22 protein-coding genes are annotated in these 22,170 nt (G+C 66.8%); 12 read left to right on the forward strand and 10 right to left on the reverse strand.

Annotated features, from left to right (window positions below; genetic code table 11):
* Window positions 1–146 precede the first annotated feature (146 nt).
* The 4 genes from rfbC to ACPGXI_RS02055 form a co-directional block, all read right to left on the reverse strand.
* Window positions 147–761 carry a dTDP-4-dehydrorhamnose 3,5-epimerase gene (gene rfbC / locus ACPGXI_RS02040; protein WP_526649277.1) on the reverse strand — a complete coding sequence of 205 codons (615 nt, stop codon included), beginning with the start codon at window positions 759–761 and terminating at the stop codon, window positions 147–149.
* Between the two features lies 1 nt (window position 762).
* Entirely contained in the window at window positions 763–1,758 is a 996-nt protein-coding gene (gene rfbB, locus ACPGXI_RS02045) for a dTDP-glucose 4,6-dehydratase (protein WP_526649279.1), read from the reverse strand.
* A 106-nt stretch (window positions 1,759–1,864) separates the two neighbouring features.
* A complete protein-coding gene (locus ACPGXI_RS02050) occupies window positions 1,865–2,740 on the reverse strand; it encodes a universal stress protein (RefSeq protein ID WP_526649281.1) in 876 nt (291 codons plus the stop codon).
* Window positions 2,741–2,811: 71 nt separating this feature from the next.
* Window positions 2,812–3,687, reverse strand: a complete 876-nt coding sequence (locus ACPGXI_RS02055; RefSeq protein WP_526649283.1) for a universal stress protein — start codon at window positions 3,685–3,687, stop codon at window positions 2,812–2,814.
* Between the two features lie 521 nt (window positions 3,688–4,208).
* Between ACPGXI_RS02055 and infA the strand changes: the two genes are divergently transcribed.
* The 8 genes from infA to truA all read left to right on the forward strand — a co-directional run bounded on the left by infA (window position 4,209) and on the right by truA (window position 8,957).
* Window positions 4,209–4,430, forward strand: coding sequence for a translation initiation factor IF-1 (gene infA, locus ACPGXI_RS02060; protein ID WP_005140011.1), 222 nt, complete (start codon window positions 4,209–4,211; stop codon window positions 4,428–4,430).
* 70 nt (window positions 4,431–4,500) lie between these two features.
* Window positions 4,501–4,614: a 50S ribosomal protein L36 gene (gene rpmJ, locus ACPGXI_RS02065; RefSeq protein ID WP_003879483.1), complete on the forward strand. Its 114-nt coding sequence runs from the start codon at window positions 4,501–4,503 to the stop codon at window positions 4,612–4,614.
* Window positions 4,615–4,819: 205 nt separating this feature from the next.
* Complete coding sequence (gene rpsM / locus ACPGXI_RS02070) at window positions 4,820–5,194, forward strand: 30S ribosomal protein S13 (RefSeq protein ID WP_526649285.1); 375 nt, start codon at window positions 4,820–4,822, stop codon at window positions 5,192–5,194.
* Window positions 5,195–5,200: 6 nt separating this feature from the next.
* Window positions 5,201–5,617, forward strand: a complete 417-nt coding sequence (rpsK, locus tag ACPGXI_RS02075; protein WP_526649287.1) for a 30S ribosomal protein S11 — start codon at window positions 5,201–5,203, stop codon at window positions 5,615–5,617.
* Between the two features lie 69 nt (window positions 5,618–5,686).
* Complete coding sequence (rpsD, locus tag ACPGXI_RS02080) at window positions 5,687–6,292, forward strand: 30S ribosomal protein S4 (RefSeq protein ID WP_526649289.1); 606 nt, start codon at window positions 5,687–5,689, stop codon at window positions 6,290–6,292.
* Between the two features lie 87 nt (window positions 6,293–6,379).
* Entirely contained in the window at window positions 6,380–7,432 is a 1,053-nt protein-coding gene (locus ACPGXI_RS02085; protein ID WP_526649292.1) for a DNA-directed RNA polymerase subunit alpha, read from the forward strand.
* Window positions 7,433–7,483: 51 nt separating this feature from the next.
* Window positions 7,484–8,098, forward strand: a complete 615-nt coding sequence (gene rplQ / locus ACPGXI_RS02090; protein ID WP_526649293.1) for a 50S ribosomal protein L17 — start codon at window positions 7,484–7,486, stop codon at window positions 8,096–8,098.
* On the forward strand, window positions 8,082–8,957 hold the full coding sequence (gene truA, locus ACPGXI_RS02095) for a tRNA pseudouridine(38-40) synthase TruA (protein ID WP_526649295.1): 876 nt from the start codon (window positions 8,082–8,084) through the stop codon (window positions 8,955–8,957). The genes rplQ and truA overlap by 17 nt, the downstream gene beginning before the upstream one ends.
* Window positions 8,958–8,961: 4 nt before the next feature.
* On the opposite strand, the gene ACPGXI_RS02100 is transcribed toward truA, so the two are convergent.
* From ACPGXI_RS02100 to ACPGXI_RS02115, 4 genes are all read right to left on the reverse strand, one after another.
* Complete coding sequence (locus tag ACPGXI_RS02100; protein ID WP_526649389.1) at window positions 8,962–9,612, reverse strand: cutinase family protein; 651 nt, start codon at window positions 9,610–9,612, stop codon at window positions 8,962–8,964.
* 55 nt (window positions 9,613–9,667) lie between these two features.
* Window positions 9,668–10,324, reverse strand: coding sequence for a cutinase family protein (locus ACPGXI_RS02105; RefSeq protein WP_526649297.1), 657 nt, complete (start codon window positions 10,322–10,324; stop codon window positions 9,668–9,670).
* A 95-nt stretch (window positions 10,325–10,419) separates the two neighbouring features.
* Window positions 10,420–11,097: a cutinase family protein gene (locus ACPGXI_RS02110; protein WP_526649299.1), complete on the reverse strand. Its 678-nt coding sequence runs from the start codon at window positions 11,095–11,097 to the stop codon at window positions 10,420–10,422.
* Window positions 11,098–11,111: 14 nt separating this feature from the next.
* Entirely contained in the window at window positions 11,112–12,248 is a 1,137-nt protein-coding gene (locus tag ACPGXI_RS02115) for an EamA family transporter (protein ID WP_526649301.1), read from the reverse strand.
* A 90-nt stretch (window positions 12,249–12,338) separates the two neighbouring features.
* Here ACPGXI_RS02115 and ACPGXI_RS02120 point away from each other — a divergent pair, with 90 nt between their 5' ends.
* On the forward strand, window positions 12,339–12,890 hold the full coding sequence (locus ACPGXI_RS02120) for a CGNR zinc finger domain-containing protein (RefSeq protein ID WP_526649303.1): 552 nt from the start codon (window positions 12,339–12,341) through the stop codon (window positions 12,888–12,890).
* A gap of 37 nt (window positions 12,891–12,927) precedes the next feature.
* Window positions 12,928–14,421, forward strand: a complete 1,494-nt coding sequence (gene eccB, locus ACPGXI_RS02125) for a type VII secretion protein EccB (protein WP_526649305.1) — start codon at window positions 12,928–12,930, stop codon at window positions 14,419–14,421.
* Here eccB and mycP read toward each other — a convergent pair.
* On the reverse strand, window positions 14,386–15,774 hold the full coding sequence (mycP, locus tag ACPGXI_RS02130; RefSeq protein WP_526649307.1) for a type VII secretion-associated serine protease mycosin: 1,389 nt from the start codon (window positions 15,772–15,774) through the stop codon (window positions 14,386–14,388). The genes eccB and mycP overlap by 36 nt on opposite strands.
* Window positions 15,771–17,210, reverse strand: coding sequence for a type VII secretion integral membrane protein EccD (gene eccD / locus ACPGXI_RS02135; protein ID WP_526649309.1), 1,440 nt, complete (start codon window positions 17,208–17,210; stop codon window positions 15,771–15,773). Before eccD ends, mycP begins: the two co-directional genes overlap by 4 nt.
* Before the next feature lie 134 nt (window positions 17,211–17,344).
* Here eccD and eccCa point away from each other — a divergent pair, with 134 nt between their 5' ends.
* Together eccCa and ACPGXI_RS02145 are read left to right on the forward strand one after the other, a co-directional pair.
* Window positions 17,345–20,962 (forward strand): type VII secretion protein EccCa, encoded by a 3,618-nt coding sequence (eccCa, locus tag ACPGXI_RS02140; RefSeq protein ID WP_526649311.1) that lies wholly within the window; start codon window positions 17,345–17,347, stop codon window positions 20,960–20,962.
* Window positions 20,959–22,116, forward strand: coding sequence for a type VII secretion-associated protein (locus ACPGXI_RS02145; RefSeq protein WP_526649313.1), 1,158 nt, complete (start codon window positions 20,959–20,961; stop codon window positions 22,114–22,116). The genes eccCa and ACPGXI_RS02145 overlap by 4 nt, the downstream gene beginning before the upstream one ends.
* The last annotated feature ends 54 nt before the right edge of the window (window positions 22,117–22,170 follow it).

Consider the following 22,170-nt stretch of genomic DNA (forward strand, 5'->3'; position numbering starts at 1 on the left):
GGCATTGACAAACGAGGGCCGACAAACGACGGCCGACAAACGAGGGCCGACAAACGAGGGCCGTCGGGGAGCCAATGCGCACCTATGACCCGTCAGATTCCTACCAGGCCCAGGCCGGCGCGGCGTTGCTTGTGTCGATCCACGGTCTATGTCGATCCACCGTCGCGGCGAAGCCGACCGATGGACGCACGGGTCTCGTCCCAGCTGGGCAGTAGGCCCGCTGCGCGGACCTGCTCGAGGGTGGGCGCAACCGCGTCGCGGTCGGAAAGCTCGAGAGCTTCTGCGGTCGGCCACTCAATGCCCAACGCCGGATCGGTGGCGCAGACGGTGTGCTCGCGTTCGGGGGCATACGGTGTCGAGCACAGGTAGATCACCGTCGAGTTGTCCTGCAATGCGAGGAACCCATGGGCGAGACCCTCGGAGATGTACACCGACCCGCGCCCCTCGGCGTCGAGCAGCACCGCATCCCAGCGTCCGAACGTCGGCGAGCCCACCCGGATGTCGACAACCACGTCGAATACCGAGCCATGCACGCAGGTAACGTATTTCGCTTGGCCGGGCGGATACTGGGCGAAGTGCAGGCCCCGGAGCACCCCGGCCGCCGACACTGAGCAGTTGGCCTGCCGCAAATCAAAGGGATGCCCGGCAAGCGCCGTGAAATCGGAGTCGGTGAACCATTCCAAGAACACCCCGCGCGGGTCGACGTGCAGTTGCGGGGTTATCGCCCAGGCGCCGGGGACGGAGAGCTCACGGACCTCCATCTCAACGACCGCGTTCTTCGTATTCGGCCTCCGCTGCCGCTTTCAACGGGCCCCACCAAGCTTCATTACGCCGGTACCAGTCGACGGTGGCGCGGAGTCCGTCTTCGAAGTCAGTGTGCTTTGGCCCCCAACTCAATTCGGTACGCAGGGCGGACGAATCGATCGCGTACCGCAGATCGTGGCCCGCCCGATCGGTGACGTGGTCGAAATCGTCGTCCGGTCGTTCCATTAGTTTCAGGATGGTGCGCATCACCGACAAATTGTCGCGTTCGCCCTCAGCCCCGATCAGGTAGGTGCGCCCGATGGTGCCGTCGGCGAGAATCCTCCAGACCGCACTGTTGTGGTCGTCGACGTGGATCCAGTCGCGTACGTTGGCGCCGCTGCCGTAGAGCTTGGGGCGTCGGCCAGTCAGCACATTGGTGATCTGGCGCGGGATGAACTTCTCCACATGCTGGTAGGGCCCGTAGTTGTTGGAGCAGTTCGAGATCGTGGCCGCCACGTGATACGAGCGGACCCAGGCACGGACCAGCATGTCGGCGGCAGCCTTGGTGGCCGAGTACGGGCTCGACGGGTTGTAGGGCGTTGACTCGGTGAACCGTTCTGCGGTGTCAAGCGTCAGGTCGCCGTACACCTCGTCGGTGGATACGTGATGTAGCCGAATACTGTTGTGACGCACGGCCTCAAGCACCGAGAATGTTCCCAGGATGTTCGAATGGACAAACGGCCCCGGGTTCGCCAGCGCATTATCGACGTGGGTTTCGGCAGCGAAGTGCACAACTGCGTCAGACTCTGCGACGAGTTTGCCCACCAGTTCAGTGTCGGCGACGTCGCCCTGCACCAAACGGATCTCATTGTCCACGGCAGCCAGCGACTCCCTGCTGCCCGCGTAGGTCATGGCGTCGAGCACCGTCACCGCGACCTCGGGGTGCTCACGAACCGCGCCGCGTACGAAGTTGGCGCCGATGAAGCCGGCGCCACCGGTGACCAGCAGTCGCATGGTCAAACCCTAGCCGGGTTCGGAACGGCTGGCGGCCTTGTGGGCCCATAGCAGTCGGTCCCGGTTCCCGCAGCGTGCAGAGTTTCGTGCCACGACAGCTGTTGCGTCACTTCCGCCGAGCGACGATGACGGGAACCTTGGCCGCCTGCACTACCGCACTGCTCACCGAGCCCAGCAGGGTGCTGGCCACAGCGCCGTGACCGTGACTACCCACGACCAGCAGCTGTGCGGATTCGGACTCCTCGACCAGCCGGCGGGCAGGCTGATCCAGGACCGCTGCCCGACGCACGCGGACGTCTGGAAAGCGTTCCCGCCAGGTGGCCAACTGTCCGTCCAGTTCCGTGTCGATGTCGGGTCGCACGGTTTCCCAATCGAAATTGGGCATCTTGAACATGCCGGGCGACCACCAGGCGTGCATCACGACCAGTTCGACGCCGCGGCGTGCGGCCTCCTCGAAGGCCAACTCAACTGCCGACCGGGAGGCTGCGGAACCGTCGTATCCGAGTATCACCGGCGCTCCGGAGTCAGGTGTCGGACTCTCGCTGGGAACTATCGCCACCGGACAGTGCGCGCGGTGTACCAAGCCCATGCTGACACTGCCCAGGATGACACGTCCGAATGCCCCGAGCCCGCGGGATCCCACCACGACCATCGTCGCGGTCTTGGAGGCCTCCACCAGTGCGGCAGTGGGTGTTGCGAGGGCGAAATTGGTGGAGACCGGTACCGATCCCTGCGTGAGTTTCTCGGCGATATTGCCAGCGTCCTTGAGGATGTCCCGGGCGATCTCCTGCTGGAACTCCACGATCCCGGTCGGGACCGGCGCGATCGGCCAGATCGAGGCCGACGCAGCGGCCGCGTACAGGATGACAAGCGGCGCCTCGCGCAGCATCGCATTCCCTGCGGCCCATTCGAGCGCCGCCTGAGATGACGGTGAGTCATCCACTCCGACAACGATCTCGGTGCCTTCACCGCTAGCGGTCATCAATGTGTCCTTCCGTTAGGAATCCATGTCCTTCTGGGCCATACCCCGATCAGGGTTACCGCGCGTCAGGGTTACCGTGCGACGATCACCGGCACCCCGGCGGCCTGCGCCACCGCGGAACTAACAGAGCCCAGCAGCATTCCAGCGAATCCGCCACGGCCGCGGCTGCCGACGACGACCAGTTGCGCCGACTTCGACTGTTCGAGTAGCTGACGGTCCGGGCGGTCCCGCACGACCACCGTGCGCACCGCCACGTCGGGGTAGCGCTCCTGCCAGCCGGCCAACCGCTCCGCCACCACCAGTTCTGCCTGCGGCCGGTACGTCGTGTCCACGCTGGGGAAGGCGTAGGCCGTTGGTTCATGGCATGCGTGCACCGCAACCAGGCCCGCGGCCCGCCTCGAAGCTTCGTCGAATGCGATTGCCAGAGCCCGCTCCGAATCCGGCGAGCCGTCGATCCCGACGACGACGGGCGCTCCCGATGTCCGTGTGCCCGAGGTGAGCTCACCGTGGATTACCGCCACCGGGCAGTGGGCGTGATGCAACAGCCCGGCGCTCACCGAGCCGAGCAGCGCGCTTCTCACTGTGCCGAGGCCTCGGCCGCCGACCACGATCATCTCGGCATCCTTGGACAGGTCAGCCAGCGCAGCCACCGCATTGCCCTCGACGGTGCACTCACTGATGTTCAGCGGCCCGGCATCTGAAGTGGCTCGTTGGGCGACATTCGTTGCTCGGTCCAGGATCTCGCGGCCTCGCTGCTCGGCGATCTGTGCCAGTTCAGCGGAATGAGCGACTTCGTACCAGGTCGCCGCGTGAGCCTCAGTGAGGACGTGCGCCAGTGTGAGCGGGACCCCGTGGAGAACAGCCTCGCGCGCGGCCCACTCAACAGCCGACTCGGCTGCTGGCGACCCGTCGGATCCGACAACCACTCCTCTGGGTGCACTGTGCATGTCGACTCCTCACTGGACATTTGAGCGGTTGTGGTGAATCAGCGGTGCGGCGAAGCTCTCTTGACCGTAGAACGCGTCTTGTTGACCGTAGAACGCGCCTTCCTGCAGCGCTGGAGGCGTTGGTCACTCAAACGCAGAGGACTTTGGACTCTGAGACCGGAGGGACTGGCGATCGCTCGGCGGACCCGAAACCCGGCCTGGCCCCGGACCCCTTGGTGCCGGCCCGGCCGACGAACGCCGTGACCCGCCCTCACCTAGGCTCGCACCAAAGGCGCTGAGTAAGGCCATCGTGGTCGGGCCGTAGTGCGGCCGCTGCCCCGAAATGATCTGCGCACCGTTTCGCGTAGATTTTGGACCCGGCCGGTCTGCGAGTAGCATGGAGCAACGGTGCTGCCTACGCGCCGACTTCTTGCGTGCCCCGTCAGGACGTTCTCGGTCGGTCGAAGGCTGCGCTGGACAGGCCGAAAAGCCGAACGGGCCAACCGGCCGATACGAAACGAAAGCAAGGATCGCTACACAGTATGGCCAAGAAAGACGGCGCCATCGAGGTCGAGGGCCGCGTGGTCGAGCCCCTGCCCAATGCGATGTTCCGCATTGAGCTGGAGAACGGACACAAGGTGCTCGCCCACATCAGTGGCAAGATGCGGCAGCACTACATCCGCATCCTCCCAGAGGACCGCGTCGTGGTGGAGCTCTCGCCCTACGACCTGACCCGCGGCCGCATCGTGTACCGGTACAAGTGACGAGCGCTCGCGCGAGTCATCGATAAGCACCAAAGCACCCACCCAGAAGCACAGAAGGATCGAACGAGCCGTGAAGGTGAACCCGAGCGTCAAGCCCATCTGCGACAAGTGCAGGGTGATCCGTCGGCATGGGCGGGTCATGGTGATCTGTTCCGATCCGCGCCACAAGCAGCGGCAGGGATGAGCGCTCGCGCCGGCGCCATCTGACACAACTGCCTTCTGACACAACTGAATGAAGACCTCCCAGTACCACTGAGCGGATACGCCGCTCAGCAGTGATGCGAGCTGATTGAACAGCAAACATCCACGTCCGGCACGGAGGCCGGACCCCACCAGCGAGTGGGAACGGACTGGGATAAGACCTCCGCAGAACACGAGGAATGGCACACATGGCTCGACTTATGGGCGTCGATCTCCCGCGCGACAAGCGCATGGAGATCGCGTTGACTTACATTTACGGTGTCGGACGTACCCGCTCCCAGGAGATCCTGGCCGGTACCGGTATCGACAAGGATCTGCGCACCAAGGACCTGACCGATGATCAGGTGACCCAGTTGCGCGACTTCATCGAGGGAAACCTCAAGGTGGAGGGTGACCTGCGTCGCGAGGTGCAGGGCGATATCCGTCGCAAGATCGAGATCGGCTGCTACCAGGGCCTGCGGCACCGTCGCGGCCTGCCCGTGCGTGGCCAGCGCACCAAGACCAACGCGCGTACCCGCAAGGGCCCCAAGCGCACCATCGCCGGCAAGAAGAAGGCCAGGTAACCCCTGATGGCAACAGCGAAGAAGTCAGCAGCGGGTCCCAAGAAGGCCCAGAAAACGCGGAGACGGGAAAAGAAGAACGTCCCGCACGGTGCTGCGCACATCAAGAGCACGTTCAACAACACGATCGTGACGATCACCGATCCGCAGGGCAACGTCATCGCCTGGGCGTCTTCGGGTCACGTCGGTTTCAAGGGCTCGCGTAAGTCCACCCCGTTCGCCGCGCAGTTGGCCGCGGAGAACGCCGCCCGCAAGGCGCAGGAGCACGGTGTCAAGAAGGTCGACGTCTTCGTCAAGGGGCCCGGCTCTGGCCGGGAGACCGCGATCCGTTCGTTGCAGGCCGCCGGACTCGAGGTCGGCGCCATTTCCGATGTCACCCCCCAGCCGCACAACGGCTGCCGTCCGCCCAAGCGCCGCAGGGTCTAAGGGTCAGCGGGATGCAGACGGATTCAGTGGGATTCAGAGGGATTCAGACGGAAGAGGTAGGAACTTAAAATGGCTCGTTACACCGGACCCGTCACCCGCAAGTCGCGCCGCCTCGGCGTCGACCTGGTCGGGGGAGATCAGTCGTTCGAGAAGCGTCCCTACCCGCCCGGTCAGCACGGCCGCGCGCGCATCAAGGAGAGCGAATACCGTCAGCAGCTGCAGGAGAAGCAGAAGGCCCGCTTCTCCTATGGCGTGATGGAGAAGCAGTTCCGTCGCTACTACGAGGAAGCGAACCGTCAGCCCGGTAAGACCGGCGACAACCTGCTGCGCATCCTGGAGAGCCGGCTGGACAACGTCGTGTACCGCGCCGGCCTGGCCCGCACCCGTCGGATGGCACGTCAGCTGGTCAGCCACGGTCACTTCACCGTCAACGGCGTCAAGGTCGACATTCCCAGCTACCGGGTGTCGCAGTACGACATCATCGATGTCAAGGACAAGTCGATCAACATGCTGCCGTTCGAGATCGCGCGGCAGACGGTCGGCGAGCGGCCGATTCCAGCATGGCTGCAGGTCGTCGGCGAGCGGCAGCGCATCCTCGTGCACCAGCTGCCCGAGCGCGCGCAGATCGACATCCCGCTCACCGAACAGCTGATCGTCGAGCTCTACTCGAAGTAATACGCGTCCGGAAGTTTCGCTGCCCGGCGGAACAGGACCACTTGACGGCATCAAATAGCGGTTGCCGAGAAGGAGAAAGAGAACAACATGCTGATTTCCCAGCGCCCCACCCTGAGCGAAGAAGTTGTCGCCGAGAACCGCTCCCAGTTCGTCATCGAGCCGCTGGAGCCCGGATTCGGATACACCCTGGGCAATTCGCTGCGTCGCACGCTGCTGTCGTCGATCCCCGGCGCGGCGGTCACCAGCATCCGCATCGACGGTGTGCTGCACGAGTTCACCACCGTTCCCGGGGTCAAGGAAGACGTCACCGACATCATCCTGAACCTCAAGGGTCTGGTCGTGTCCTCCGAGGAGGACGAGCCGGTCACGATGTACCTGCGCAAGCAGGGGCCAGGTGAGGTCACCGCGGGCGATATCGTCCCGCCGGCCGGTGTCACCGTGCACAACCCTGACATGCGCATCGCCACCCTCAACGACAAGGGCAAGCTCGAAGTCGAGCTGGTTGTCGAGCGCGGCCGCGGCTACGTTCCGGCGGTCCAGAACAAGGCCTCCGGTGCCGAGATCGGCCGGATCCCGGTCGATTCCATCTACTCACCGGTGCTCAAGGTCACCTACAAGGTGGAGGCCACCCGCGTCGAGCAGCGCACCGACTTCGACAAGCTGATCCTCGACGTCGAAACCAAGGCCTCGATCGGCGCCCGCGACGCGCTGGCATCGGCAGGCAAGACGCTGGTCGAATTATTCGGTCTGGCAAGGGAACTCAACGTCGAAGCCGAGGGAATCGAGATCGGCCCGTCACCTGCCGAGGCCGACCACATCGCATCCTTCGCGTTGCCCATCGATGACCTGGACCTGACGGTCCGCTCGTACAACTGCCTCAAGCGCGAGGGTGTGCACACCGTTGGCGAGCTCGTCGCCCGCACGGAGTCCGACCTGTTGGACATCCGGAACTTCGGTCAGAAGTCCATCGACGAGGTGAAGATCAAGCTGCACCAGCTGGGTCTGTCGCTCAAGGACAGCCCGGCCAGCTTCGATCCTTCCGAGGTCGCCGGCTATGACGTGGCCACCGGTACCTGGAACAGCGACGCCGGCTACGACCTGGACACCGAGCAGGACTTCGCCGAGACCGAACAGCTGTAGTACCGCTCTTTCCCAACCCATCTCTGCCCGATCGCTTCTAGGGAGTCTCCAATGCCCAAGCCCACCAAGGGCCCTCGCCTCGGCGGGTCGTCCTCGCACCAGAAGGCGCTGCTGGCTAACCTGGCCACGTCGCTCTTCGAGCATGGCCGCATCACGACCACCGAGCCGAAGGCCCGGGCGTTGCGCCCGTACGCGGAGAAACTCATCACCCACGCCAAGAAGGGCACGCTGCACAACCGGCGTGAGGTGATGAAGAAGATTCGCGACAAGGACATCGTGCACGTCCTGTTCGCCGAGATCGGCCCGTTCTATTCAGACCGCATCGGGGGCTACACCCGGATCATCAAGGTCGAGAACCGCAAGGGTGACAACGCACCGATGGCGGTCATCGAACTGGTGCGGGAGAAGACCGTGACGTCGGAGGCAGACCGGGCCCGTCGGAGCCGCTCCGGTGGCGACAGTGGATCCAGGGCAGCTGCGTCCACGGCGACACAGCCCGACGCCGCGGAGCAGGCCGGCGCTGAGGAGCCGATTGCCGAGGGTTCGCCCGAACTCGAGTCGGTGGACGAAGCCAAGTCCGAAGACAGCGCGCTGGAGGAGGCACAGGCAGCCGAGGCCGAAGCCGCGGAGGATGCAGCCGAAGCCGGGGATGCCGACAAGTCCTGATTGCTCTGCCGTCCTGGTCCGCCTTCGGTTGGACATCGCTTACGACGGAACCGAATTCGCCGGGTGGGCGGCACAGGCGGGGCATCGCACGGTCGCCGGCGTCCTCGACGACGCCCTGTCGACGGTGTTCCAGGTGCCGGTACAGGTGCGCGCGGCGGGCCGGACCGACTCGGGCGTTCATGCAACCGGACAGGTCGCCCACCTGGATGTCCCGGTCGAATCATTACCCAGGGCATACCCCCGCACCCGACGCCCGGGCGAGAGCGAGTTCGGCGCGCTGGTGCGTCGGCTCGCCAAGCTGTTGACCGAAGACGTTCGGGTCCGTGAAATCACCCTCGCGCCAGCCGGCTTCGATGCGCGGTTTTCCGCGCTGCGCCGCCATTACGTCTATCGGTTGTCGACAGCTCCTTTCGGCGTCGAACCCCGCGACGCGCGCTTTGTGGCTCCGTGGCCACGTCGACTGGACGCCGAGGCCATGGCTGCGGCGGCACGGGAACTGGTCGGACTGCACGATTTCGCCGCGTTCTGCCGGCACCGGGACGGTGCCACCACCATCCGGGAGTTGCAACGACTGGACTGCGTTCGCGACGCGCACCAGATCGCGGTGCATGTCAGCGCCGATGCGTTCTGCTGGAGCATGGTGCGTTCACTGGTCGGGGCGTTGCTCGCAGTTGGAGAACACCGCCGTGACGCACGGTGGTGTGCGGCGCTGTTGAACGCTCCGAGGCGGTCCAGCGACTTCGCCGCAGCGCCGGCGCGGGGGCTGACCCTGGTCGGGGTCGATTACCCGCCCGACGGCGAGCTCGCCGCACGCAATCTCGTCACCCGAGACCTACGTACCCCCGAGGAGATCGGCTGATCGCTCAGAGCCTGCTCACAACGAAATCGGCGGCCTGGTTGACCATTCCTCCGCTGATATAGGACGAGGCCAGGTGAGCGGGCCAGGCGTCTTGCCAGTTCTCCGGCGCGGTGGGATTGCAGATCGGATCCTCGCCGTGGCACAGCTCGATGATCCGGTCGCGTAGCGCGGGGTTGGTGAAGTTGGCGATCGAGCCGACCCACTGGCTGCCGTTGCCGAACAGCGTGACCGCCGCGATGTGCTGATCGATACCCGAAGGCAGCGGATAATCGAAGCCGAAGGCGGCGATCGGCGCTGCGATCACGATGTCGGTTGCCGCGGCACCGAGTGAGTAGCCGCCGAGGACCAGCCGGGTATCGGGGCAGTTGGCGGCCATGTACTGGACGCGCTGGCTCATGTCGTTGGCGCCTTCGTCGATCTCGGTGTCGGCCGGGTATCGCACGGGGTACAGATTGATGTTCTTGCCGGTCTTGCTGCGAAGCTGGCTGATCAGCGCATTGCCGATCTGCCCGGCGCCGGGCGCCTCGATGCGTCCGCGCGCGAAGATCAGTTCCGCCTGGGGGCAGGCGGCGGATGCCACCGGAAGGAGAGCCGACGCGCCGCCCGGAAGTGCGGCGGGGGTGATCAGCGCTGTTGCGGCGAGAACCACCGCCATCGTCAATTTACGAATCACCCCGCCGATCATAGCGGGGCGATGCTCGCTGTTGAAGTCAGATTCGACTCGCCGCGAAACCTGCAGCTTGAGCGATGGATTGTGAGGATTCGTAGTTCGTGTGGGCAAAAGGATTTCGGCCACCCGAGCAGATCGGGTCCCCATCGGCGCACAGATCGATCGCCTTGCCCGCGAAGGAGCCGGTGGATGAGACCGGGTTGCCGAACTTTGTGGCCGGATTGCCGAACACCGCGACCGCGGCGACGTTGCCGCTGAGGCTACCGGGCAGCGGTGGGGCTGATCCGATGTCGCCCACCTTGTTCCCCAGAGGCGGCACGCCCGCCAGCATGTCGACGACCGCCGCACCCTGTGAGTAACCGCCTAGCACGATCCGGGTTCCGGGGCACTGCTGGGCCATTGTGGCGATGCGATTGGTGGCATCGGTGGCGCCGTCGGCGGTGTAGAGGAAGTCATAACTGGCGGGATAGTTGACGCCGTACGATCCGACGGTGCGCCCTCCGAGCTGCGGCGTCAATGCGTTGACGAACGCCTGGCCCACCCGGCCGATGCCGGGTGCCTCGCTCGTGCCGCGGGCGAACACCACCTCCACGTCGGGGCACGGCTGGGCGGCAGCCGTCGGGGCGAGTGTCAGGAGCGTGGCGGCCATCGGGACGGTCGCGGCGGCAGAGATCGCCACCAGGATGCGGCGGCTCATGCGGTCAAAAGTCACAAGGCACCGTATCGCACGGCCCAAGCGCAGTGGTCGCGCTTGCAGTGGTCGCGCCTGGAGTGGCCCCAGTTGAACCCGCGCTAAACCCGTGCCGCAACGAAAGCGGCGGCCTGGTTGGTCATGCCGGGCACGTAGTTGCTGTGAGCGGCGACATCCTCGCCGCCCGAGCAGATCGGGTCATTGAGGGTGCACAGGTCGATCGCGCGGCCGCCCCAGATCGGGCTGACCGTCAGTGGCAGGCCCGCCTTGGCGGTCGGGTTGCCGAACACGGCGATGGCGGCGACAAAATCGGGGGCGTTGGGAGGCAGCGGATTGTTGAACCCGATAGCCGGGAACGGCACTGCCGAAATGATGTCGATCACCGCAGCGCCCTGCGAGTAGCCGCCGAGTACCAGCCGGGTGCCGGGGCAGTTGGCCATCATGTACTGGATGTGCGCGCTGGCGTCGTTGGCGCCCCCGGCGGCCGCGAGGAAGTTGAAGGTGGCCGGGTAGTTGACGGCGTAGGCGCCGACGGAACGGCCCCCGACCTGACCACGCAACGAGTCGACGAAGGCGCCGCCCACCCGGCCGAGGCCCGGCGGTTCGTCGGTGCCGCGGGCGAACACCACCTCGATGTCCGGACAGCCCTGCGCGTGCGCGCTGGGCAGCGCTTCCGGGCCGGTGACGGCCGGCGCCAGGAGCAGCGCGACGGCGAGGAGCAGTGCCGCCGCTAGCGATGGGATGCGGGCAATCCGGCGAGCATCAAGATCGGTATTCACCGGAGTCATGTTAGTCAGCCGGGCTTGCTCATGCCCAGAGGTCGCGTTGACTCATCGAAAATGCGCGCGTCCGTCTCGTTCAACTCGACAGCCAGCGCCTCCGACTGCGTGGCTGTGTTTTCCAGCCTGAGCTGTTCGCTGCGGTCGCCATGGCGGGCCACCGCAAGCCCGATCAGCACGATCGCGCCACCGAGAGCCTGCGTCAGCGTGACGGCCTCGCCGACCAGCACCCATGCGGCCAGTACCGCAAACAGCACCTCGGATAGGCCGACCAGCGAAGCGAATCGTGGCCGGAGTCGTGCGATACCGACGATCCCCAGCGTGTAGGCGATCGCCGTGGGAATCAGCGCCAGCGCGATCACGGGCACGAGCCATGTGGTGGTCCAGCCGGCGATCACGGTGTCGGTGGCGGTGAATGTCAGCGGCATCGCCCCGGAGAAGCCGAACAGGCCGACCGCCGCGCTGCCGACGACGAGGCCCGCGGTGGCAAGCGTGATCGGGTGTAGTCCGGGATGGCCGTCGGGCCCCCGTCGGCCGACCTTGTCCGACATCAGGAAGTAGCAGGCCGCGCAAACCGCGGCGGCCAGGCCCCAACCGACACCGACGAGGTTGATATCGGTGCCCGCCGGCCCGCCGGGCCCAAGGAATCCGAGGACCAGCATGATTCCCGACACAGCGAGCGCCGCGCCCAGGAACGTCAGGTTGGTGGGTCGGCTGCGCGTAGTCACCCACAGCCAGCTCACCACGAGGATCGGGGCGGTGTACTCGAGCAGCAACGCGACGCCCACCGACAGATGGGAGACCGCGTTGAAGTAGAAAAGCTGAGCGCCGGCGATCGGCACGACACCGTAGAGCACGACGGTGCTCGCGTGAGTACGTGCCTCGCGGATCCAGCCGGGGCGCACGATGGCGGCGAAAATAGCCATCGCCAGCGCGCCGCCGGCCAGTCGGGCCGTGACGGCTGCGGTCGGGCTCCACCCGGCCTCCATCAAAGATTTTGCGAACGGTCCCGAGGATCCGAAGGCGAACGCCGAACCGATCGCGAAGAGTAAACCCGTATGAAAATGGTGGGAATGGTGCGACTGGCCGGCGCCCGCGCGCTGGTTCTCCGAGGGGGTGAGATGTGCGGTGTTGCTGAGATCAGCGGCCATGGGTACACCTCCAGACGATGCCGGCAAGGAATGTAATGAGTAAAGTCAACTTTGGTCATGACGCTATCTCCGAGAGGAGTCATGAGTCAAATGCTTTTCAATCATGACACCGACCTCACCTTGCGGGCAGCATGTGTGCTGGTCAACAGCGACCGGGTCGACGGTGAGCGGCTCGCGGACCTCGCTGCCCTCGATGAGTATCTGGATGGTTTCGGCTGGACAGGACGGCGCGATCACGACGCCGCCGAGTTGACGTCCGTTCATCAGTTGAGGGAACGACTGGGCAGGGTCTGGGAGGCCGCCCAGGACGAGGTTCGCGCGGTCGGCCAGGTCAATGCGTTGCTCAGCGATACCCATGCCTCGCCCTGGCTGACCAGGCATGCCGAGATGCCCGAGTGGCATCTGCACCTCGCGTCGATCCATGACCCGCTGTGGCAGCGGATGGGGGCGGAACTGGCGATGGCGCTGGCTGACTTGATCCGCTCAGGCGAGTTGCGGCGGCTCAAGGTGTGCGCCGCGCCCGATTGCGACGCGGTGTTGGTGGACCTCTCGCGCAATCGGTCGGGAAAATTCTGTGACACCGGCAACTGTGGAAACCGTCTGCACGTCGCGGCCTACCGCGAGCGCCGCTCCAACAGGTGAAGCCGCTCCAACAGGTGAAGCCGCTCAAATAGGTGACGTGAGTGCGACCCCGCCGCCAGTACCCTGGCGGAGGGGTCTTGAACTGTTGCAACCGACGACGCGCCTGCATGTCAGTGGATATCGGCTTCTGGTGCGCCGAATGGAGCATGCGCTGGTGCGCGGTGACACGCGCATGCTCGACGATCCGCTTCGTGCCCAATCAATTTCATTGGCCGCGGGTGCGGTGTTGGCGTCCATCGCGGTGGTTGTCTGCACAGTCCTGGCCCTCCTGAGGCCCGCCGGCGAACTCGGGGATGCACCCATCGTCGTGGTGCGCGATACCGGCGCGATGTATGTCAGGATTGGCGAGGTTCTCCATCCGGTGTTCAACCTGGCCTCCGCGCGGTTGATCGCCGGGACGCCGGCCGATCCGCACGTCGTCGGCCAGCAGGCTGTAGACAGCGCCCGTCGGGGAACTCAGGTGGGCATACCCGGTGCGCCGCAACAGATCGCGACGCCGCTGTCAGCTGAGGATTCGGCCTGGACGGTGTGCGACGACGCACGGGGTGAAACGATTGTCGTCGCCGGCCGGATCGCCGACGGCACCGTGGCGCCCGGAGCCGGCGTGCTGGTGACACCGCGGGATGTGAGTGGTGCAACCACGTACCTGCTCTATGACGGCCGGCGGGCCCAGGTCGACCTGCGGCACCCCGCGGTGGTGCGTGCACTGCGCTTGGAGGGTAGCGTCCCGCGGCCGATCTCGGGCGCAGTCTTGGCGGCGATACCCGAAGTGCCGGAGATCATGCCGCCACACATACCCGAAGCCGGCTCGCCTGGACCCCGGACAATTAGCCAGCACCCGGTAGGTGCGGTCTTGAAGGTGCATCGCTCGACGGGTGAATCCGACGGTTCGGCAGACTATTTCGTGGTTCTCACCGAAGGCGTGCAACGTATCGGCGAAGTCACCGCCGACTTGATCCGGTACACGGATTCGCGCGTCGGAGAGCAGATCCCCGCGGTGGCGCCCAGCGTCATCGGCGCGCTGCCGATCATCAATAGCCTGCCGGTGACTACGTTTCCCGAACGGATGTCCCCGATACCCCCGTACCCTCAACAGCAGCTCGCCGGACGTGGTGGAGTCAACCGTGTTCCGGTGATCTGCGCGCACTGGCGCGCCGATCCGGCCGGACGCGCGTCTTCCACTGCAGTCCTTGTGGGCGAGGAACCTCCGCTGATCAGCCGCCCGGTCGAGTTGGCGCAAGCGGATGCGGAAGGCCCAGCTGTCGATGCGGTGTCGATGCCGCCGGGCCGCAATGCATTCGGCCGTTCTGTCGGGCTCACCGGCGGCGGACAGAGCACGGGATCGTTGTTCCTGGTGACTGATTCGGGTGTGCGGTACGGAATCCGGAACAGCGAGACCGCCAGAATTCTCGGCCTGACCGATACCGCACAGCCAGCGCCGTGGCCAATACTGGCGGGTCTGCCGCAGGGACCTGAGCTCAGCCGGAGCGGTGCTTCAGTCGACAGGGATGTCATCGTCGCGGCGCCGTAGCCGCCCCACAGCCGCCGAAGCCACGATGGTCCCGGCCGTCAGGGCAAAGCAGATGACCGCTCCCCGAACCGCTGTCCTGGCGGGCGCCTGCTCGACCACAGGCGCGGGCGTCGACGTTTCCATTGCGCGCAGGGCATCTCGTTGCCGCGGCCCGGTGGAACCGGGGTCGCTGACCGCTGCCAGCGCGTCAACTACGCCGTGGCCGACCGTGGCGTCCCACCCGCCGGCGGGATGGCGCGCAGTGTCCTCGATGCGCTGCATGACCTGGCGAGGGGTCAGCTCGGGGGAGCGGGCGCGGACCAGAGCGGCGATGGCGCTCACCACGGGTGCGGCATAGCTGGTCCCCGAGATCGGTGATCCGTCGGGCGTGGCGTTCACCAAGCCTTCGAAGGCCGGTGCGAGGGAGACCGCGTTCTCGCCCGGTGCGGCAACGTCGACCCATGGTCCGGCCAGGCTGAACTCCGAACCGGTTCCGTCGGGGCCCACCGAGCCAACGGTGAGAACGTAGTCGTCGTACCACCCCGGGCTCGCCACCACGCTGACGTCGTCCCAGCCGACGCCGTCGGCGGGATTGGGTCCGGGACATTGGCCGGGTCCGCCGACGTTGCCTGCCGCGGCCACTACGACGACGTTCTTCACGTCCACTGCGTAGGCGAGGGCAGCCCCCAGCGCGCGGTCGTCGAGGCCGGTTTCGGCGGGCAGACACGCCACCGACGAGATGTTGATGACGGTCGCGCCACGGTCCGCGGCGCTGCGCACCGCCGCTGCCAACGTAAGGACGTCGCCGAAGCCAGCCCCTGCTGGCTCGTCGACAGCACGGAATTTGTTGCTGGACTGACGGATTCCAAGAATTGTCACGTCGGGCGCGATCCCGGTGAACGGCGTGTTCGCTTCAGCCTGGTCGGCGGCATCGCTGGTATCGTCCTGGGCTCCGATGATTCCGGCGACGATCGTCCCGTGCCCATCGCAGTCGGCTGCGCCATCTCTCATCGAGACGTAGTCACCCCCGGGGACCAGATGCGGCAGACGTCGATGACGGGCCACGCCGGTATCGATCACCGCCACGACCTGACCGGCTCCCCGGGTCAATGCCCACACGGAGTTCAGGTCGATCCCCGCTAGCTGGGCAGCGTCAGATAGAGCATCGGGTGGCACCGAATGCGGCGCCGGCGCGGCGACACAGTCGGCGCGCTGGACGGTGGGGTTGGGCGGCGCAGGCGGAGCCGCTGCGGGCAGCTGGGATTCGTCCAGCGGGGGCGGTGTGACTGCCGCACTGGTTGGTGCTGCGCAGAGCGGTGCGAGGGCCAGCACCGTGACGGTGATCAGCCGAGATGATCGGAGCCCGGTCCTCACGGCAGGCTCAGGTCTCGGACCAGTCCGTACACGCCCGTCACCCAGGCAGCCAGCGGAATCACCGCGGCCAGCGCGAGGTACTCGAGCATCTGCAAAGAATGGCGGAGAACGGGATTCGGCGGCGTCGCCCTCGCTGCCCGGCTCACGGCGGCGATACTCGCGACGACCGTGGCCGCGCACAACCAGGGCGCGTGCTCGGGAGTCGCGCCGACAGTCACGATGTGGGCGGCCGTCAGGGCGAAGAGACCCGCGACGCTCAACCCGACCCGGCGGTGCCGGTCCCAGTGAGTTCGTTGACGTAGCAAGAGTAGGAGCCCGACGTCGGCGGCGAAGACGGCCGTGACTCCCGTCGGACCGGACCCTGGCGGTGCGGACTCGGGTGCGGTGATGATGGCGACCGCGGCAACCGCCGTGACCCCCAAGGTCGCCGAGGACGACCAACCCGCGACCAAACCGGTCAGCACGTCGTGGGCGAGGGCGGCGCGGCGGTCTCCGATCTCCGGCCGTGACGGACCAAGTCCGGCCGCTGCCACCGCCAGCTTCGGGCCCGCGGACAGTGCGGCCAGCGACAGCACGGTGAGGATGGCGCCGGCCGTCGCCAAGGGCAGTTGGACGGATACGCCGAGCATGCTCACCGTGGCGATCGCGCCCGTCATCGCCGCGACAGCGGTCAGCACTGCGGTGTTGCCATCTGTCATGTGCAGCATCAGGATTGACACCGCGCACCCGGCCGTAGTGGCGAGCAGGCATGCGGTCGCCCAGGGGGCAGGAGGCCCGGCCAGGAAGCCGGTGACCATCGCGAAGAGGACTGCGGCCAGGCTCAACGTGATCGACAGCCGATGAGCCGCGCGCGTGATCGCCGCGGCGGCCACTGCGCTGGCTGCCGCCACTGCCGCCGCGCCCCACAGGTGTGCCGCGGTCCCGGCTTCGGTGCCAGACCACGCAAGCGTTGCGGCGCTGACCGTCGTGACCCCGACAGCGGCCGCGGTCACCGCGCCGTGCAGCGCCGCTGACGGCTTCTGGTGCGCCAGGTCGGCCACGACACCGCTGGAATCACCGGGCCTTGGTCGTGATGCGGGCAGCACCGCTGTCGTGAGCAGGATCAGCTCGCCGTCATGAACGGCGTTTTCCCGCAACGTCATCGAGCTGTCCAGTGAGTCGCCTCCGATCCGGGTCAGACCCCAGCGCGGCGGGCCGGTCCCGGCGAGAGACCCGTCCCGTCCGGCCGGTCCGCCCAGGACGACGTCCACGATCGATGGAATCAGGATGGCTACCGGACAATCCGTAGGCAGTATCAGGTCGACCGATGAAATGGCTCCAGGAGTCACGAGGGCTTCGTCACTCGAAGTGGCTGAGCCTTCGGGGAGCGCTGAATTACCTGAGGGGGTTGCGGTTTCGATGGTGTGGATGGCCAAACGGCACAACGTATCCGGCACCCAACGACGGTAACTCGGTCCGCGGTGACCTCCGTGCAGAAGTTCTCCCGGCGTCCAGATGGAACGAGTTCGGCGGCCGCTGCGTCTACTCACCAATGGAACTGCGCGCTCGGTCCTCTGGTCGGCCCCCGGTCATGCCGGAGGGCAAGATCGTTGTCGACCCACCTCCAGAGCTGGCCAAACCGCCGGTGGTGAGCCCACTGGCCCGGCTGATGCCGGTGGCCATGATCGCCGCGATGGCTGGGATGGGCGCGCTCTACCTGACCTCGGGCGCCGCATCCGCCCGTAATCCCATGTTCATGTTCTTCCCCGCCATGATGCTGGTTTCGGTCATCGGCACCCTCGTCTACGGTGGCCGTGGTACCGGCCGAACTGCCGAGGTCAACGAACAGCGTGCGGGCTATCTGCGCTACCTCGAGGCCCTCGATGATTCGCTGGTGGCCTGCGCCGCCCAGCAACACGCGGCGTCGCACTGGGCTCACCCCGATCCCACTGCCCTATGGACGCTGGCCGGCGGCGACCGGATGTGGGAACGCAGCGCCGACCATCCGCACTTCTGCTCAGTGCGGATCGGCGTGGGCGAACAGCCCTCGGCCACAGCTGTGGTGGCGCCGGCGCTGGAGTCCGACGACGTCGCCGACCCCGTCACCGCCGGGGCTGCCCGCAGGTTGGTGGAGCGCCGAACACTCGTCGCGCCAGTGCCGGTAGTGCTGCCCGTCCGGGTGGCGGTGGTCACCGTCGCGGGCGACCACAGGGCGGCCCGTGCGGTAGTGCGCGCCCTGGTGTGCCAGCTCGCCATGCTGCACCATCCCGCGCTGATCGGCATCGACGCCCAGGCCGGGGCAGCATCGGCTCCTGCCTGGGATTGGCTGAAATGGCTTCCGCACCAGACAGATTTCGGTGCGGCCCAGCACCGTGTGGTGATCGTCGACGGATGTGACGGTCCGCCGGCCGCCGACGGGATGTCCGTCATCGAGATCCGCGCCGAGGACCCGGGGACCCCGGTCACGGTGCACGCCGGTCCTGCGAAGCTGGCCGCCGAATGCGATGAGCTGACCCTGCCCGCAGCTCTCGCGTGCGCCCGGCGGCTGACGCGATACCGGCCCGCGTCGGGAACGAGGCAGCATCGGGGGACGGCAGCGGATTGGTCGGAGCTGATGAAGATCGGAGACCCCGAGCTCATCGAGGTGGATCACCTGTGGGCTGCCGGGGACGCGCGCGAATTGCTGCGGGTGCCGATTGGCGCTGAGGAAGACGGCACCGTCGTCGATCTGGACATCAAGGAGGCCGCCGCGGGCGGGATGGGTCCGCACGGATTGTGCGTGGGCGCGACAGGTTCCGGTAAGTCGGAGTTCCTGCGGACGCTCACACTGGGCATGATCGCCGCGCATTCCCCCGAGGTGCTCAATCTTGTTCTGGTCGACTTCAAGGGCGGTGCCACCTTCCTCGGACTGGAGAAGGCTCGGCATGTGTCCGCCGTCATCACCAATCTCTCCGACGAAGCGCAGCTGGTATCGCGGATGCGCGAGGCGCTTTCCGGCGAGGTGCACCGCAGGCAGGAGCTGCTCAGGGCTGCGGGCAATTACATCAACATCGCCGAGTACACCCGTGCCCGTGCCGGCGACCGGACCCTGACGCCGATGCCGGCGCTGTTCATCGTCGTCGACGAGTTCTCTGAATTGCTCAGCCAGCATCCCGACTTCGCCGAGTTGTTCGTGGCGATCGGACGGCTGGGCCGCTCACTGGGTATGCATCTGCTGCTGGCCAGCCAGCGTCTTGACGAGGGCAGACTGCGGGGACTGGAAACCCACCTGTCCTACCGCGTCTGTCTGAAGACGTTCTCGGCGAGTGAGTCACGTGCGGTTCTGGGTGTGGCCGACGCCTATCACCTCCCGGCCCAGCCTGGAGCCGCGTATCTGAAGACCGCCGGCGGTGCGGTGACTCGATTTCAGACAGCGTTCGTCTCGGGCGGATACACACCGCGGTCGCGTCCGACCGAGCCCGGTGTACCCCCTCGAGCTGAGCTTTTCACCCTCGTGCCGCGTACCGAGGATGCCGCGCCGCCTCGGCGTCCACCGACCCAGCACCGATCCTTGCTGGACACCGTGCTGGGCAAGCTCGCAGGCCGCGGAGTCCCCGCGCATCAGGTCTGGATTCCCCCGCTTGCTCGCCCTCCCCGCCTCGATGCGCTACTGAGGGCCGAGGGCTCGGCACACCTACGCGTAGCGATCGGTCTGGTGGACTGCCCTTTCGAACAGAGGCACCAGCGTCTCACCATCGAATTATCCGGTGCAGCAGGCAATATCGCGGTCGTCGGCGCGCCCCGGGCGGGCAAATCGACGACGATTCAGACGGTGGTAGGCGCCCTTGCCGCGACCCACGACGCCGGTGCCGTCCAGTTCTACTGCCTGGACTTCGGCGGAGGCGCGTTGGCCGCGCTCGCCGAACTGCCGCACGTAGGGTCGGTCGCCGGCCGCCAGGACGCGGATTTGTGCCGGCGCACGGTCGCAGCGCTGGAGTCGGTGCTGCGCCGGCGCGAGTCGGCCTTCCGTCGTCTGGGGGTCGGCGGTTTCGCTGAATACCGCCGGCTACGCGGGGCCAAACCTGCTCCAGATGACCCAGATTCCGCCGTCGAGGATTCCTACGGGGATGTGTTCCTCGTGATCGACGGGTGGGCGACGATCCGTCAGGAGTTCGACGGCCTGGAGGCACCGATCACCGCCCTCGCGGGGCAGGGATTGTCCTACGGAATCCATGTGATGATCGGCGCCGCCCGCTGGGCGGACCTACGACCGGCCCTGAAAGACCAGATCGGCACCCGGATCGAGCTGCGGCTCGGCGATCCCGCCGAGTCCGAGATGGACCGTCGGCGAGCCCGTGACCTGGCCGACGCTCGGCCGGGCCGGGGGATCACCCGCGAGGGGCGCGAGTTGGCGATCGCTATGCCAAACCTCGACCTGGCCCGTCGCGAACAGGGCTGCGCGGCACCGCCCGTCGAACTGCTGCCCGACCGGGTCGAGCACCGTGTGGTCATCGCCAAACCCGCACCGCGCCGCCCGGATGACGTGTTGCTGGGACTGGGTGAGCGCACCCTGACGCCCGTCGCGCTGGACTTCGCCGAGCATTCTCACCTGCTGGTGCTCGGTGAGGGCGAATGTGGAAAGACCGCGGTGTTGCGCCTGCTCTGCACCGAGATCGTGCGGACCCGCAGTCCGCGCGAGGCGCATCTGGAGATCGTCGACTTCCGCCGGACGATGTTGGGCGTCGTCGAGTCCGACCACCTCGCCGGTTATTCGGTGTCGGGCCGGGCACTGACCTCGCGCATGTCGGCGCTGACGGAACGGCTGCACGCCAGACTGCCCGACGAGAACGTCACCCAGCAGCAGTTGCGGAACCGCTCTTGGTGGGACGGTCCGGACATCTATGTCGTTGTCGATGACTACGACTTGGTCGCCGGTGCCACCGGTAATCCGCTCACGCCGCTCGCCGACTTCCTCCCGCACGCTAAGGATCTGGGATTGCATGTCGTTGTCGCGCGGCGCTCCGGCGGGGCTGCGCGGGCGATGTTCGATCCGGTCCTGGCGAGACTGCGTGACATGGGCTGCTCCGGGCTGTTGATGAGCACCGCCCCGGACGAGGGCGTGCTGCTCGGGACGATCCGGCCGATTCAGTTGCCTCCGGGGCGCGGAACGCTCAGTGTCCGGGGCAGGCCCGACGAGCTAGTACAGGTCGGCTGGACCGACCCGCCATGAGCACCGCACTCGTCGAGGTCGGCCCACAGAGCGTCCGCGGTCGCTATTCCGCTCCACAAGAGTGGATCTCGGTGGCGATCGACTGCGTCGATGACCGGCTGGCGTTGCTCGACGACCGGCTCGTGGAGGTGCGGCGGCTATGGAGCGACCTGCTGGAAGTTGTCGTGGGCGAGCCTCCAGAGACGCTGGTGCTGGTCTTCCCGACCTGGTGGTCTGCAGGCCGCGTCGACCTCGTCACCCGTGCTGCCGAGGGCGGTGCCAGTGAAGTTGTTGTGCGGCAACGGGCATCGACACTGGCTGCCGAAGGCGAAGCCACGGTGGTCGAACTCTCCGAGGAGTTCGTCGTGATCGCGGCGCCCGGACTCGAGGTCGAGGTACTGCCCCGCCGGAAGCGGGACAGCGCCCGGCTTCTCGCCGCCGGAAGTCTCGGTGTGGCGACCGAGGTGCTGATCGACGTGCCCGCCGGGGTGTCAGCGCCTTCGCCCGCGCTGGCCGCTCAGCTGCGCGCCGACGGGATCCCGGTGTCCTACAGCGACCGGCCCCGCATGATGGGCTCGGCGAGTACGGGGCTGTCCGACGATACGCTGCCCGAGCCGGCGGGTGGTCCGGCATGTTCCCGCCGCCGCGCGGCCGCCGTGCTGTTCGGCACCATGGTGGCGTTGGCCCCAGTCGGCGGCGGTTGGGCGACGCAGAGGTTGTCGGGTCAGCCGCCTGCGAACCCGTCGACGGTGCTGCTGGTGGAGGGCCGCGTCGCGGTCCGGGTGCCGGCCCAGTGGTCGGTCAAGCGCATAGTCTCCGGACCCGGATCGGCGCGCCTGCGGGTCTCGGCGCCTGCCGGGGACTCGACTGCCCTCCACCTCACGCAGGCCGTCGGTGCAGCGACGAACACTATTGCCGAGGTCGGCGACGCCCTTCGGCGGGCGCTGGAATCCGAACCGCCGGGGGTGTTCACCGACATGAATCCCGAAGGCAGTGTGGGAGGCAGACCGGCGGTGACCTATCGCGAGCTGCGGCCAGGTAGTGAGACCAGCTGGGCGGTGGTGATCGACGGCGCGGTCAGAGTCGCCATCGGGTGCCAGAGCCCGCTCGAACGGCGCGATGTCATACGCGAGGCGTGCGTGCGCGCCGTCCAGTCTGCCCAGGTGGTGCGGTGAGTGCCCACCGCCGGGGAACCGAATCGGCTTCTGCCGCGTCCAAACCTATGTATC

It is taken from the genome of Mycobacterium sp. (genome assembly GCF_049608025.1).
GTDB lineage: Bacteria > Actinomycetota > Actinomycetes > Mycobacteriales > Mycobacteriaceae > Mycobacterium.